The sequence below is a fragment of the Kribbella ginsengisoli genome (genome assembly GCF_039537185.1).
In the GTDB taxonomy this organism is placed as follows: domain Bacteria; phylum Actinomycetota; class Actinomycetes; order Propionibacteriales; family Kribbellaceae; genus Kribbella; species Kribbella koreensis.
This window is the reverse complement of sequence record NZ_BAABAA010000005.1, coordinates 292,300-307,200: the sequence shown is the minus strand read 5'-3', so window position 1 is coordinate 307,200 and position 14,901 is coordinate 292,300. Positions and strand designations below refer to the sequence as shown.

Genomic DNA, 14,901 nt, shown 5'->3' with positions numbered 1-14,901 from the left:
TGTCACCAAACCTGTACTGATTGTTATCTACAGCGCCATTGACCCGAATCCGATCGCACCGCGGATCTCGACTGTGGATAACGGCAAGCGCACTGTCGGCGATCTTCCCTACAGTTGGCGAGCGGATGCATCGTGGATTCGGTCGACGGGGAGGTGGTGGCGATGGCAGCCGAGTTCAGTGAGCTCCTGCGCCGTCATCGACTCGCCGCGGGGCACACCCAGGCGGCGCTGGCCGAGCTCGCCGGCCTCAGCGAGCAGGCCGTCAGCCTGCTCGAGCGCGGCACGAGGCGCCGGCCGAGGGCCGAGACGATCCACGCGCTGAGTACTGCGCTGAAGCTCACTACCGAGGCCGAGCAGGAGCTGCTGGGCTCGATCCGGGCGACGGGCACTCCGGTCTCACCTTCCCCGCCTGCCGCGCATGTTCCCTGGGAGCTGCCCCAGACCGTGGCCGACTTCACCGCCAGGGAAGGCCAACTGAGCAAGGTGCTCGACGCCTTGGCCGGCTCAGGGAGCTCGACTGTCTGTCTGGTCATCACTGGCATGGGCGGCGTCGGGAAGACCGCTCTGGCTGTGCACGCAGGGCATCTGAGTGCAGGCCAGTTCCCCGACGGCCAGCTGTACGTCGCGCTTCGCGGCCACGATCCGGGCGTCGCGCTGACCGCGGTCGAGGCACTGGGACAGCTCCTCCGCTCACTGGGTGTACGGCAGGAGGCGGTCCCGGACGAGCTCGACGAGATGGCCAGGCTCTACCGATCCCGGATCGCGGGGCGGCGGATGCTGATCCTGCTCGACGACGCCAGCTCCGTCGACCAGGTCACTCCGTTGCTGCCCGGCGGCAACGGTTCGGCGGCCCTGATCATCAGTCGGCGGTTCCTGGCCACGTTGCCAGGAAGTCTGATTGTCCGGCTGCCGACATTCACCTCATCGGAGTCGCTGCGGCTGCTGGCAAGCGTGGCCGGTGAAGAGCGAGTGAATTCCGAGTTGGAGGCCGCCCTCGAGTTGTCCGAGCTGACCGGCGGTCTGCCGCTCGCGTTGCGGCTGATCGGCGCGCGGCTGACCATGCGTCCGCAATGGTTGCTCCAGCATTTCGTCGACCAGCTGCAGGACGAGCGGAGAAGCCTGGACGAACTCGGGCTGGACCACTCCGGCGTCCGGGCGACCTTCGCCTCTTCGCTGAACGAGCTCACCGCCAGTCCGCTGGCCGCTGATCGCGACGCCGCCATCGCGTTCGACCTGCTGAGCCTGGCGGACGGGCCGGAGATCTCGGTCCCGCTGGTCGCCCGGCTGCTGGATCTGGATCCACGGGCGGCCGAGGAGCGTCTCGAGCGCCTCGTCGACCTCCATCTGCTCGATTCGCTCGGTCCCCTGCGCTACCAGATGCACGACCTGTTGCGAGCCTTTGCCCGCGAGCGGCTCTCGGTCCGCGACCGTGAGGCCGAGCGGACGGCCGCCATCGAGCGGGGTCTGCGGTTCTACACAGCGGCGGCGTGGCAGGCGCAACGACTGACCCATCCGTGGAGCCCGCGGCAACCAATCGGAGAAGTCGACCTCACCGGCGTACCGACCTTCACGAACCTGACCGATGCGCCGGCCTGGTTCGACGCGGAGTACGACTCGATCCTCGCTCTGTACAAGCTGGCGTCGGCCGTGCCGGGGCTGGCCCGCCGGTACGGTCCGTCCCTCGCCCTCGGCCTGTTCGGCTATCTGGAGCTCCGCGCGTACTGGCTGCGGATGCGGACCATGCTCGACCTCGTCCTGGCCTCCGGTCCGCCGATGGACGACCTGGTGACGTGGGGCTGGCTGGAGCACGACCGCGCCATCCCGGACAGCGAGTTGGGCCATCTGGCGGAGAGCCGTGCTCGCCTGCTGCGCGCGCTGGAGCATTTCGAGGCAGCACAGCACCTCGGCGGGGTGGCCCGCTGCTGCTCGTCGTTGAGCCATGTCTGCGAGCGCCTCGATCAGGTGGAGGAGGCGATCGAGTGGGGTGAGCGCGGCCTGAAACTGGCCCAGGAAGCAGGTGAACGCAACGCGCTCGGCACCAGTCACCTCGCGGTGGGAATCCTCTACAACCGGATCGGTCGCCGAGACGATGCGCGAGCCGCCTTCCGCGCCAGTATCGAGCTGGCCGACAACGACCGTTCGCTGGCTCGCCGGCACCGGCTCGCGGCGGGCAGCTACCTGGCAGCGGGCTTGTACGACATCGCCGTCGAGCATCTCGACGCAGCCCTGGCGATCTATACCCGGATCGACGATCCGCCCGGACTGGCCGAGTCCCGGCACTACCTCGGTCAGCTGGAGTTCGCCCGGGGCAACTATCCAGAGGCGGAGCGGAACGTCCGCGAAGGCCTGCGGCTGAACGAGCTCTACAACAACAGCGACAGCCAGCGACGAGGCCTCTTGCTCGCCAGCCTGGCCGCCATCCAGGACGCGACCGCCAAGCATGCGGCCGCCCGGCTGACCCGGTCGCGGGCGATCGAGATCTTCGAGGCGGAAGGCGTTCTGGCCGAGGCCGACGACCTTCGCCGCAAGCAAGCAGCCGTTTCGGGGAACGGCTCAGAAGGCTGACCATGGAGACGTTGGCGGGCCTGCTGCGGGAGTACCGGGTTGCGGCTGGGCTGACGCAGGCGGGGCTGGCGGAGAAGGCTGGGTTGAGTGAGCAGGCGATCAGCTTGCTGGAGCGGGGGACGCGGCGCCGGCCGCGGGTCGACACGATCGAGGCGCTGGGGGTTGCGCTCGGGCTGAACGCTGAACAGGCCGAGCGACTGATGAACGTCGCCAAGCCACCGCGAGCGGCGGGCGCCAAGGGCGCGCAGGCGACGGGTGCCGCGGCTTCGGGGGCTGCTGGAGCCAGGAGCACGCGGGCGGGCGCAGAGGCTTCGGGGGTAGCGGGTACGCGGGCGGGTGCCAAGGCTTCGGGGGTTGCGGGTACGCGGGCAGGTGCCAGGGGTTCGGGGGTAGCGGGTACGCGGGCAGGTTCCAGGGCTTCAGGCGTCGCGGGTGCCACGGGCATGCAGTCGTCGGGTGCCCAGGCTTCGAGTGCCCAGGCTTCGGAGGCCAAGGGGTCGAGTGCCCAGGCTTCGGGTGTCCAGGCTTCGGGGGCGAAGGGGTCGGGTGTCCGGGCTTCGGGGGCCGAGGGGCCGGGTGCCGGGCGGGCAGAGGCAGTGGCAGCGGGGGCCCCGGGAGCGGCGGTGGCGGCGGGTGGGGTGGCGGCGGAGGTGGGGCGGGTGTTGCCTCGGCAGTTGCCGCCTACCTTGTCGGACTTTGCTGGGCGGGCCAGTGAGGTCGCGGAGTTGGTGAAGGTGTTCGAGGTGGCGCAGCGGCCGGAGAAGGTGCAGTTGGCTGCGGTGACTGGGATGGGTGGGGTGGGGAAGACCGCGTTGGCGGTGCATGTGGCTCACCTGGTCGGCGACAGCTTTCCGGACGGTCAGCTCTACCTGGATCTGCGCGGCTACGGACCCGGTACTCCGCTCAGCCCGGTCGACGCGCTGAGCCAGCTGATCCGGTCACTCGGGCTCGATGACGACCGGGGCGTTCCCTCGGGCATCAACGAGCTGGCCGGTCTCTATCGCTCACGCCTGGCCGGCCAACGCGTGCTCATCCTCCTCGACAACGCCAACAGTGCAGGCCAGGTGCTGCCCTTGCTCCCCGGCGTACCAGGCTCCGCCGTCATCGCGACCAGCCGGCGGGCGCTGACCACCTTGCCGGGGTTCCGCCACATCGCGCTGGCCCCGCTCTCCGAGGCGGACTCGGTCGAGCTGCTGGCCACGATCGCCGGCCGCCAGCGGGTCACCGCCGAGGACGCCGCGGCCCGATCGATCGCCCGACTGACCGGACGTCTCCCCTTGGCGGTCCGGCTGATCGGTGCCCGGCTCGCCGCCCGGCCGAGTTGGCCGATCGAGCACATGGTGCGGCAGCTGAAGGACGAGCACCGGCGGCTCGACGAGTTCGGCACGGGCGAGTCCGGCGTACGGGCCAACATCGCCGGCACCGCCGAATTCCTTGCCAACAGCAACCAAGCCCTCGATCGGAAAGCAGCGGCGGCGCTGGGTCTGCTCGGGCTGCCCGACGGCTCTGACCTCAGCGCCCTTACGGCATCGCATCTGCTCGACATCTCCGAGAACGATGCCGAGCAGATCCTGGAGCGCCTGGTCGACCTCAACCTGCTCTCCTCCGGAGTGCCCGGCCGGTACCGGATGCACGACCTGATCCGCACCTATGCCCGCGAGCGCGCCACACAGACGCTGTCCGAAGGCGCTCGTACCGATGCGCTGACCCGGGTGCTCCAGCACTACACGGCGGTCGCCTGGCGCAGCCAGCAACTCACCCATCCCGACAGTCGTCGGCTGGAGCTGGCGAGTCCGCCCGCGCGACCGGTTGCGGTGCTGCCCGACGTACCGACCGCCATGACGTTCCTCGACCACGAGCGCGCCAACATCCTCGCTCTCGCCCGGCAAGCGAGTGCGTCGGCGGAGCTACGCGGGCTCGTACCAGAGCTGGCGATCGCCTTCTTCGGGTACGTCGAAGTCCGCTCCCGGTGGATCGAGATGCGCGCGATCGACCGGATCGCGCGGGACATCGCCGGCGACCTCGGGTACGAACGGCTGGCTGCCTGGCTCGAGCACGACCTGGCGATCCCCGACGCGGAGGGCGGCGATCTCGAGCCGTCGCTCGATCATCTACGCGCCGGCCTGCGGATGTTCCAGGCGATCGCGGATCTGCCGGGCCAGGCTCGGTGCTGTACTTCGCTGAGCTACGTGCTGGAGTTGATGGGCCGGCTGGACGAGGCGCTGGAGTGGGCCGAGGAGGCGCTCGCCCTGAGCCTGCGGATCGGTGACCAGACCGTCGTCGGGATCAGCCACCTCGCGCTCGGCCGGTTGCACAGCCGGCGTGGGGAGTACGAACTGGCCCGCGAGTCGTTCGACCTCAGCCTGGTACTGGCGGAGAAGTCGGGCAACCCGCGGTCACTGGCCAAGCGGCTCCAGATCGCGGGGCAGGCGTACATGGAGGCCGGTCATCATCTGGCCGCGATGGAGATGGAGCGCAAGAGCTTCGACATCTTCGCCCAACTGGAGGACGGCAACGCGCAGGCCGAGTGTCTCCAGCATCTCGCGACCAGCTCGTTGGCCCTCGGGGACCCGGTCGCGGCGGCGGAGCAGGCGGAGGCGGGGCTGCGGCTGGCGCATGCCATCGGCAACCAGCAGCGCGAAGGCCTGCTGCTGATCGAGCTCGGCCGCATCCGGGCCGCCACCGGGGACAGCGTCGCCGCGGAAACCGCGTGGCGGCAGGCGGCGACAGCCCTGCACGACTTCCCCCACGACGAAGCCGTCGCCCAGGCATTCCTCACCGAACACCAACCGGAGAGCTGAGCAGCCAGGCAGCGCGACGGCTGAGCAATGCCAGAGGCGGGCGGTAAAGGCGGTGGGTGGCCGGGTACACAAGGCCGGTGCGTGGCCAGCGGGCAAAGCGCGAGGCCCGGTGGACGGGTGTCCGGCCGGGCCTCGGAGAGGGGTCAGTCCGCGAGCGTGGTGGTCTCGATCCGGATCTGGGTCAGCCGGAGCAGGATCTTCTGGCGGAGTGCGTCGGGCGCCTGGTCGTCGCCGCAGGAGCGGTGGACGAGCTTCTTCACGCAGCGCTCGATGTCGTACTGGTCGAGACAGGGCCCGCACTCGTCCAGGTGCTGCTGGATCTCCTCGGTGCTCGCGCCCTCGAGTTCATTGTCGATGAACACGTAGACCCGTTCCAGGATCTCGCTGCAGTCCACGTCGTGGTCCTCGCCGCAGCTCATGACTTCTTCTCCTCGGCCGCCGCCGCGGAACCGTCCGCCGGCGCATCGTCTGACGCGGGGATCAGGCCCCGCTCCCGGGCATAGTCGGCCAGCAGCTCACGCAACTGGCGCCGGCCACGGTGCAACCGCGACATCACGGTGCCGACCGGCGTCCCCATGATGTCGGCGATCTCCTTGTAGGCAAACCCCTCGACATCGGCCAGATACACCGCCAGCCGGAAATCTTCGGGGATCGACTGCAGCGCCGACTTCACGTCGGAGTCTGGCAGGTGCTCCAGCGCCACCGCCTCGGCCGACTTCAGCCCGCCGGGAGTGTGCGACTCGGCGGCGGTGAGCTGCCAGTCCTCGATCTCCTCGGTCGGCGACTGCGTGGGCTGGCGCTGCCGCTTGCGGTATCCGTTGATGAACGTGTTCGTCAGGATCCGGTACAGCCACGCCTTCAGGTTGGTACCGGGCGTGAACTGGTGGAACGAGCTGTACGCCTTCGCGAAGGTGTCCTGAACCAGGTCTTCGGCGTCGGACGGGTTACGCGTCATCCGCATCGCCGCGGCGTACATCTGGTCGAGGAAAGGCAGCGCCTCGCGCTCGAAGCGCTCGGTCCGCTGCTCGGGTGTCTCGGTGGTCGTGGGAGTCGGCATCGTTATCGAGAATACCGGTGTCTTCGCAGTCTTCTGCGCAGGAGCCAGACTCATCGCCGTCATGCTGGTCACAACAAGGCCGGCCACCGGCTCATTCCCGCCCCGGAGAGCGACTTCAGCCGGAGATCTCCCGGGTCACCCATTCGAACACAGCTTCGACCAGCAGCTCGAAACTCTCGTCCTGGGTCAGCTCGGCCCGTTTCGGCACCTTGAACGAGTGGTCACCGTCCGGTACCACGGCCATCTCGGTCAGCGGCGGGAACTCCTCCGGCGTACCGAACGGGTCCCGCTCTCCCTGTACTACGAACGTCGGCAGCCGCGATCCCTGCAACTCATCGACCCGCGACTTGTCCGGCTTCCCCGGCGGATGCAACGGAAACGACAACGCCAGTACGCCGGAAGCCCCCAACCCCGCCGCCGTCCGGCAAGCAACCCGCGCCCCCGCGCTCCGCCCGCCCAGCACCAACGGCGTCCTGATCCGGAGCTGCCCGATGATCGCGATCCAAGCCTCGTCGAGCACCTTCGGTGCCGGCGCCAACTTCTTCCCCGCCCGCCGCCAAGGCTGCTCGATCAAAAACACGTTCATGTCCTGCTTGGGCAACCGAGCCGCCAACGCAGCCAGATCCCCCGCCTCGATCCCCCCACCCGCCCCGTGACCGAGCGCCAAGGTAGCCACCGGCCGCCGAGCCCGATGCGCCACAATCCGAGCCTCACCATGCGGCGTACTCACAATCCGTTCATCGGTCACACCCCCATCCTGTCATTCCCCAGCCCTCCCCCGCGCCAGCTCACACACAGGCCCCCCGGCCCGACCCACCACCAGCACCAGCACCAGCACCAGCACCAGCACCAGCACCAGCACACCGAACCACCAACCCCTGCAACCGCATCCACCGCCAACACACCGACCCGCCGACCGCTGCCCCGCCAGCCGCCAGCGGCCACCCGCCACCCGCCAGCCGCCAGTCGCGGGCTCAACCGCCACTCCACCGTCCGCGGCCGGCATCACCACCACGCAATTTGAGGGGTTGACCCCTCAGGTTGTGGGTTGCCACTCCATATTCAAGGGTGACAACCCACAAGCTCGGGGGTTAACCCCCGAGATTCGGCAGCACGGTACGGCTCAGGGCAAGTTGTCCCCGAAAACCGCCGGGGTTGGGGCGCACCATCGGTCGGGTGCCCGGATACCGGGGCGTGCTCGGGGTGCCGGGTTGGATGCTCACGTACCGGGGTGCTCAGGTGCCGGGATGGTCGGGCTGCTGTTGCTAGGGGTTGGGGTGCGGGTGGTCAGCCTGAAGTTGCGGGGGATCTGGATCGTCAACTGGCTGCAGAACTCCACGCCGGAACAGATCGCCTGTCTGCGCGGAGGCGCTGACTGTTGCGCCACGGTCAGCTGCTCAGCGACTCGATCCAGGCGACGTACTCCGTGACCAGCTCGGGCGGATTGCCGGCGATCGCCCAGTCGGCGTGGTGGGGCTGGTACTCCAGCTCATGGACGAGCACCGGGATCGGACGGCCGAAGGCTTTCTCGAGGACGCCTTCCTGGTGCAGCCGTTGCCCCGCCTGGAGGCAAGAGGCCTCGAAGCGCCGGGCGATGGCGCTTCCGAGCTCTAGGGTCGCCTCGAAGTCGGACTCCTCCTGCCCGTCGGAGTACCAGAGCCCGGCTGCCTTGATCCACTCCTGCCCCAGGCGCAGCCCGGTCGGGTCGGACGACCCGCCGATCTCCACCGGCATGCTCTGCAGCCAGTAGGCGTAGTTCCACCGGGCCTCGTCCGGCTCCGGGGCGTCCTCGCCGGTCAACAGCACCTGCTCGACCTGAGTCTCGGTGTTGTAGTCGACCACCAGCGTCGGGCGGCGGGTGTCGTCCTCGTCGTACGAGCACCACAGCGAGATCGCGTAGATGTCGGGCTCGGCGAAGCCTGCGATGGCCTCCTCGGCACGGGCGTAGAGGTGCTCCGGGAACATCAAAAGAGGGTGATCTCTTCAGGCTCGTCCGGCTTGTCGATGGGGTCGGTGCCGTCTGGGGGGAGGGGGTCGATGAGGTGAGGGCCGTTGTTCTTCACCGAGCTGACTGCTTTGGAGACTGCGTACGCCTCCAGGACGCCGGGAGCGGCGGGGACCAGTAGGTCGAGGAGCTCGTCGGGGTTCGAGGAGAGCGGATCGAGCCAGGCGCTGTAGCGGTCGGGCTCTACCAGCAACGGCATGCGGTCGTGGATTCGGCCTAGGTCGTCGGTGGCTGTGGTGGTGAGGACTGTGCAGGTCCAGAGCCAGGCGTCGTCGCGGTCGGGGTCGGGGACTGCTTTGTTGCGCCAGATCTCGTACAGGCCGGCCATCGCGAGCACTCCGCCGTCGGCGGGGCGGATGAAGTACGGCTGTTTGACGGGTTTGCCGTTGACCTTCTCCTCGGCGGTGTACCACTCGTAGTAGCCGTCGGCGGGCAGGATGCAGCGGCGGACGGCGAAGGCCTTCTTGAAGGCGGGCTTCTCGGCGACCGTCTCCATCCGGGCGTTGATCAGCCGGCTGCCGATCGAGGTGTCCTTGGCCCAGGACGGCACCAGGCCCCACTTGACCGTCGTCAGCTTGCGGATCGTCTCGTCCGGGTTCTCCCGGTTCTTGCGCTCGACGACCGCGATCACCTCGTCGGTCGGCGCGACGTTGTAGTTGTCCGGCAGCTCCTGCACGGACTCCTTCACGTTGCCGGCGTCGATCTCGAACTCGACGACCAGATCGGCAGGATCACGGCTCGATGCATAGCGACCACACATACCAAGCAGCCTAACCAGCAGCACCGACAAAATCCGGTACTCCGGAACGCGACCGCCGGACAGGACAGCGGCGACGGATCGCCTACCCCGTGATAGGCGATCCGCCACCGGTTCGCTGCGTCCGGTCGTCCCCCTGTCGGCGACCGGACGCAAGTCCTATGCGGGTCGTGCCAATTCGTCCAGCACCCGGCCGGCCCACTGCTCGGCCGCCGGAAGTCCTTCGATCCACACCCGGGCCAGTTGCGGCTCGTCGGTGTCCATCCGCCACTGGGTGATCAGGGCTCGTACCGTCTCGACCTGGTCCGGCAGGTCCGGCTCGCGGCCGACGAGCGCCGCCGCGCGCCGTGTGCCGAGGCGGCCCAGTACGTCACCGCCCGCGAACACGATCCGGAGGCACTCCGCGACGTCGATGAGCCGGAGTTCGCGCTCGAGGGGCGTGATGCCGCCCGGGTAGAGCGGCTCGACCACCACCAGTGCGTGGGTCGCCGGTACGGAAGTTCCACGGAGATCGGCCTCCCGGTAGATCTCGCCGAGCCGGGACCGCAGGTGCGCCAGGCTGGACAGCCCGGTCAGCGGGTCCTCGCAGGACAGCGAGTGCAGATAGATGAGTGAAGCCTCGGCCCAGCTGGAACTGAGTGCGCGTACCGCTTCGAAGGCCGGCTCGCCCCCGGCGATCGAGCGGTACAGCGCACCCAGCCCATCAAGTGCCTCGAGCAGCGAGACTCCGTCCTCCGCCAATCGGCGGCCGACCTCGTCACTCGGTGGCACTACATCGGCACCGTCCCGGAGCGCCTCTGCGATTGCCAGATAGGCGCTGCGGTCGATGCCAGCGGTGCCGTGCGGCTCCCTCCTTCCGCACGGTTGCTCTTCGGACGACGCTTCCGGCCGGTCCCGGGCGAGCGACCCCGCCAGGTTCAGGGACCGGCTGGGACGCAGGTCGAGCCGTCTGCGGATGTCCGCGAACAGCGACATGTCCCCTCCTCGGGTGGCCCCTTCGTCTCCCGACCGGGTGGCCGGAAGCGTCGTACTGGAGGTGAGACAGCCCGATGACGAGTTCATGACGCGGATTTCCGGATCTTTTTTCGCGTAACCTCACAGAGGTCGCTGTCGTCATGATTAGGTGCGCGGATCCGCCCCTCGTGGGAACCTTGATCCCGGCAACGAGCTGACAGACGGTGACGATGTAGTGACAAACCCAGGGGGACCACGGATGGAGACGCCGGAAGGGCCGAGCGACGCGGAGCTGATCGCGCGCGTCCGCACCGGCGACCTCGAGGCGTACGGCGAGCTGTTCGCCCGCCACCACCACGCCGCGGAGCGGATGGCTCGCCAGCTCGTCCCGGCCAACGACGCCGACGACCTGGCCAGCGACGCCTTCGCCAAGGTCCTCGATGCCCTGCGCAACGGCGGCGGCCCGGACATCTCCTTCCGCGCGTATCTGCTGACCACCGTCCGGCGGGTGCACGTCGACCGGATCCGCTCGGGCCGCAAGGTCCAGACGACCGACGACATCGCGGCGTACGAGCGAGAGCCGCAGGGGTTCGACGACCCGACTGTGACCGGTTTCGAGAGTGGAGCGGCGGCCAAGGCCTTCGCCTCCCTGCCCGAGCGCTGGCAGGCAGTGCTCTGGCACACCGAGGTGGAGGGCGAGAAGCCGGCCACCATCGCCCCCATGCTCGGCCTGACCGCCAACGGCGTCTCTGCCCTCGCCTACCGGGCCCGTGAGGGTCTACGGCAGGCCTACCTGCAGCAGCACCTGGCCGATGTCGCCGGTGACCGCTGCCGCTGGACTACTGAGCGCCTGGGCGCGTACGTGCGCGGCGGCCTCACCAAGCGGGAGAACAAGAACGTCCGCGAGCACCTGGACGACTGCGCCAAGTGCACCGCGGTCTACCTGGAGCTCGTCGAGGTCAACAGCGCACTACCAGCGCTGCTCGCCCCGGCACTGCTCGGTACTGCGGGCCTCGGCTACCTGGCCGCCGCCTCCGGGGTCAAGGTCGGCATCGCCGGCTTCCTGGCCACGGGCTGGCAGAAGGTCACCGAGAACAGCACCCGCGCAGCCGTCGGCGGCGGCGCCGTCGTGGTGGTCGCGGTCGCCGCTGTGATCGCAGCAATGGCGCTCACCGGCAACGACACTCCCCCAGCAGCCATCAGCAAGCCACCGTCGCTGCAGCCGACCCAAGCACCTCCCGTGAATCCGCCGGCCAACCCGCCATCGGCCAAGCCGCCGGTGGTGAAGCCCCCGGTGGTCGCACCGACCAAGCCGCAACCGACGGACCCGACCCAGCCGGCCGAGCCGACCACGGCCCCGACGACTGCGCCGACCACCGCCCCCACGACCCCAGTGGTGCCCACCCCGCCGGAGCCGACCACGCCGATTCTCGACGAGGGCCTGCTGACGATCAGCATGCCCCCGGGCGGCGGCAGTCCGGGCGGCATTCCGTACGGCGCCAGCGCGCTGCCGGGCGGAGTGTCGTACGGCGCCAGCGGACTGCCCGACGCGTCGTACGAGTCCAGCACGAGCACGGAGTCGGCGAACTCCCCCTGGCTGATCACGATCAAGGTTCCGGCGGGCAACACCAAGCCCGTCGTGATCGGGATCAAGTACGGCTCCGCGCTGCAATGGCCGATCGCCGGCACCCCGGCCGGCTGGACCTGTGTGAAGGCCACCGGCACCTGCACCGCCACCAACTCCGCCGCACCGGCGACGCTGCCGATCTCGTTCGCGGACCCGAAGGGCGGCACGGCCGCGCAGCGCACCTTCACCGTCTCGGCCAAGACGGGCCGCCTGTACGACGACGACTCCGAGACCCTCAATGCCCCGCCGCCCGCGCCGAAGCCGCACCTCGACGAGAGCCTGCTGAAGCTGGTCGCCGGCAAGAGCGACCCGGAGGAGTACTTCCGCACGATCGTCATCGCGCCCGGCACCCGGCCGAGCGTGACGGTCAAGATCCAGTACGGCTCGTCGCTGTCCTGGCCGATCACCGGGAACCCGGCCGGCTGGAAGTGCACGCCGTCGGCACGCACCTGCACCGCGACCAACCCGTCGCGACCTGCTCCGCTGCCCGGCTCATTCGCTGTACCGGACGGCAGCCCGGCCGCACGGACGTACTCGGTATCGGCCACGGCCGGCCTGCTGTTCGACACCGACTCCGAGACCCTGCCCGGCCCGCAACTGGACGAGTCGCTGCTCCGGATCGTCACCCCGGATCCGCGGCACGACCCGAACCCCCTTGTTTACAACCGGTTCCTGACCATCAGCGGCACGACCGGGCGAGTCACCCTGGAGATCAGCTGGGGCCGCAACCTGGCCATGCTTCCCCGCTTCGACCGCGGCTGGACCTGCTCCCGCACCACGGACGTACGCCGCGCCACCTGTACCACCGCCAACTACAAGAAGCCGCTGAACACCGAGTGGGCCGCCTGGCCGGGCTCAGGCGCCGCCAACACGGTCACCGTCACCGCAACCACGCCTGCCCGTCACGACACCGACACCGTCGTGATCCCGCCAGGCAAGACCAAGCGCTGAATCGTCTGGCCGCAACAACGCCGGCCGCGCACAGCCGGCGTTGTTGCGGGGTGCTCGCGGCGAGGCCGACCGGGTTGCGGCAAAACCCTTCCGGGAAAGGGGGTTGGGGCGGCTTCTACCCCCGAAACGGGCGAATCGCCTCCCCGGTACTACAGAAGACCCTCCCCAACCTCCAGCCGGGGAACTCCAGCTCCAGATTTGGTTGCTGGCAGCAACGATCGGATCGCCACCGCATCAATACGCGCCGGGTAAGCGGTTGCTCGGGCGTGTCGGGGATGTTTGCGGGGGTTGGTGTGTGATGGCGGACTTCGTCGCGGTGGGACAGCCGTGTTGGCGGGATGGTGCTGTCGCGCGGCGCGAAGTGGGACTGCCCAAGGCTGACCCTGGGCGGCTGGCGGGTTGTCCGGCGACTGGCGACCTGCAGCGTGACAGTGGCCGAAGAACCTGCTAGTGGCCCATCCCAATAGGACCGGCTGTGCTCGTCGGGCCGCAAGACGTGTCCGCCGGGCCTTGGTGGCCAGCCTTCCATTTGTTGCCGATCTTGTCAGCGGCTCCGGGACAGCTGCGTCTCCCCTAGAGCAGCCCGGCGACGCGATCCACAGCCCTTGCCACCAGTCCGCGGATTGGCTTTGCGTCTGGGGCCGGCCGCGAACTACCCTGATGGAGTTCGTGGTGAAGGAACCGAGTAGCGGCCATCACCTCGCGCCAGAGAGAGTCGCCGGTAGCTGGGAAGGCGATGCGTGAGGCGGACGCGAAGACACTCCTGAGCGAATGAAGCGCAAGAGGCCGCGTCGGCTTGAAAGCTGACGCGGTGAAGGTGTGGTGGCACCGCGAGATTCCCCTTCGCCCACACCTCCGGGGTTCGATTTGACCAACGGAGGTGAACAACAGCGATGCGCATTCTCAACCACGAGATCCCCTCAGCAGTAGGCCAGACCGTCACGGTGGCCGGCTGGGTCCATCGAAGACGACGGCTGGCGGCCGTCAGCTTCCTGGTACTACGGGACCGCTCCGGCCTGAGCCAGATCGTCGTCAAGACGGCCGAAACCCAAGCCCAGCTGGACGAACTCGGCGAGGAGACCGTCGTCCAGGTGACCGGTACGGTCGCCGCCAACCCACAGGCACCCGGCGGGGCCGAGATCGTCGACCCCGTCATCGAGCCGCTGACCGAACCGGCCCAGACGCCACCCATCGAGCTCTGGCGCCCGACGGTCGGGGCCGGGCTGCCGGTAGTACTGGACAACGCGCCCGTCGCCCTCAGGCATCCAGCTGTCCGGGCCGGGTGGGAGGTCGCTGCGGCCGCTTTGCACGGCTATCGGGCTTCGCTCGACGGGCAAGGCTTCACGGAGATCCAGACGCCGAAGATCGTCGGTACTGCGACCGAGTCCGGCGCCAACGTCTTCGCGCTGGACTACTTCGGCGGGCCGGCGTACCTGGCGCAGTCGCCGCAGTTCTACAAGCAGACGATGGTGGGTGTCTTCGAGCGCGTCTACGAGGTCGGCCCGGTGTTCCGCGCCGAGCCGCACGACACGGTCCGGCACCTGGCGGAGTACGTCTCGCTCGACGCCGAGCTCGGCTTCATCCAGGACCACCGCGACGTTCTCGCCGTACTGCGTACCGTCATCTCCGACATGCTCGGAGCCGTCGGTGAGCGGGCCGGTGGCGCGCTGGAGCGACTCGGCGTCAAGCTGCCGGAGATCCCGACCGAGGTGCCCGTCCTGCACTTCAGCGAGGCGCTGAAGCTGGCCGGGGCGAACCCGGACGAGCCCGACCTGGCGCCGGCCGACGAGCGGGCGATCGGCGAGTGGGCGTTGCGCGAGCACGGCAGCGAGTTCGTGGCCGTCGAGGGGTATCCGATGGTGAAGCGGCCCTTCTACACGCATCCGCAGCCGTCGGACCCGCGGTGGTCCAACTCGTTCGACCTTCTGTTCAAGGGGGTTGAGTTGGTCACCGGTGGACAGCGGCTGCATCGGTACAGCGAGTACGTGGCGGCGTTGGAGGCGCGTGGTGAGTCGGCGGAAGCACCGGCGTACCGGTCCTATCTGCAGACGTTCAAGCACGGGATGCCGCCGCATGGTGGGTTCGCGATCGGGCTGGAACGGTTCGTCGCGCGGCTGACCGGAGCGGAGAACGTCCGCGAGGTCACGCTGTTCCCGCGCGACCTGCACCGGCTCACGCCGTAAT

Annotated in this window: 10 protein-coding genes; 4 read left to right on the top strand and 6 right to left on the bottom strand. The window is 68.9% G+C overall.

Annotated elements, in window-relative coordinates; all coding sequences use genetic code 11:
- Window positions 1–132 precede the first annotated feature (132 nt).
- Together ABD768_RS20160 and ABD768_RS20155 are read left to right on the top strand one after the other, a co-directional pair.
- Window positions 133–2,565: a tetratricopeptide repeat protein gene (locus ABD768_RS20160; protein ID WP_344842748.1), complete on the top strand. Its 2,433-nt coding sequence runs from the start codon at window positions 133–135 to the stop codon at window positions 2,563–2,565.
- 2 nt (window positions 2,566–2,567) lie between these two features.
- Window positions 2,568–5,366: a tetratricopeptide repeat protein gene (locus tag ABD768_RS20155; RefSeq protein WP_344842745.1), complete on the top strand. Its 2,799-nt coding sequence runs from the start codon at window positions 2,568–2,570 to the stop codon at window positions 5,364–5,366.
- A gap of 143 nt (window positions 5,367–5,509) precedes the next feature.
- On the opposite strand, the gene rsrA is transcribed toward ABD768_RS20155, so the two are convergent.
- The 6 genes from rsrA to ABD768_RS20125 all read right to left on the bottom strand — a co-directional run bounded on the left by rsrA (window position 5,510) and on the right by ABD768_RS20125 (window position 10,160).
- Complete coding sequence (gene rsrA, locus ABD768_RS20150; RefSeq protein ID WP_343964600.1) at window positions 5,510–5,785, bottom strand: mycothiol system anti-sigma-R factor; 276 nt, start codon at window positions 5,783–5,785, stop codon at window positions 5,510–5,512.
- Entirely contained in the window at window positions 5,782–6,423 is a 642-nt protein-coding gene (locus tag ABD768_RS20145; protein ID WP_328327375.1) for a sigma-70 family RNA polymerase sigma factor, read from the bottom strand. Before ABD768_RS20145 ends, rsrA begins: the two co-directional genes overlap by 4 nt.
- Window positions 6,424–6,538: 115 nt before the next feature.
- Window positions 6,539–7,171: an alpha/beta hydrolase family protein gene (locus ABD768_RS20140; protein ID WP_343964596.1), complete on the bottom strand. Its 633-nt coding sequence runs from the start codon at window positions 7,169–7,171 to the stop codon at window positions 6,539–6,541.
- A 641-nt stretch (window positions 7,172–7,812) separates the two neighbouring features.
- Window positions 7,813–8,388, bottom strand: coding sequence for a hypothetical protein (locus ABD768_RS20135; protein ID WP_344842740.1), 576 nt, complete (start codon window positions 8,386–8,388; stop codon window positions 7,813–7,815).
- Window positions 8,388–9,188: an SOS response-associated peptidase gene (locus tag ABD768_RS20130; protein ID WP_344842737.1), complete on the bottom strand. Its 801-nt coding sequence runs from the start codon at window positions 9,186–9,188 to the stop codon at window positions 8,388–8,390. The genes ABD768_RS20135 and ABD768_RS20130 overlap by 1 nt, the downstream gene beginning before the upstream one ends.
- A 156-nt stretch (window positions 9,189–9,344) precedes the next feature.
- A complete protein-coding gene (locus tag ABD768_RS20125; protein WP_343964590.1) occupies window positions 9,345–10,160 on the bottom strand; it encodes a hypothetical protein in 816 nt (271 codons plus the stop codon).
- 238 nt (window positions 10,161–10,398) lie between these two features.
- Between ABD768_RS20125 and ABD768_RS20120 the strand changes: the two genes are divergently transcribed.
- Both ABD768_RS20120 and aspS read left to right on the top strand, forming a co-directional pair.
- Window positions 10,399–12,717 (top strand): sigma-70 family RNA polymerase sigma factor, encoded by a 2,319-nt coding sequence (locus ABD768_RS20120; RefSeq protein WP_343964588.1) that lies wholly within the window; start codon window positions 10,399–10,401, stop codon window positions 12,715–12,717.
- Window positions 12,718–13,610: 893 nt separating this feature from the next.
- Entirely contained in the window at window positions 13,611–14,900 is a 1,290-nt protein-coding gene (aspS, locus tag ABD768_RS20115) for an aspartate--tRNA(Asn) ligase (RefSeq protein WP_343964586.1), read from the top strand.
- The last annotated feature ends 1 nt before the right edge of the window (window position 14,901 follow it).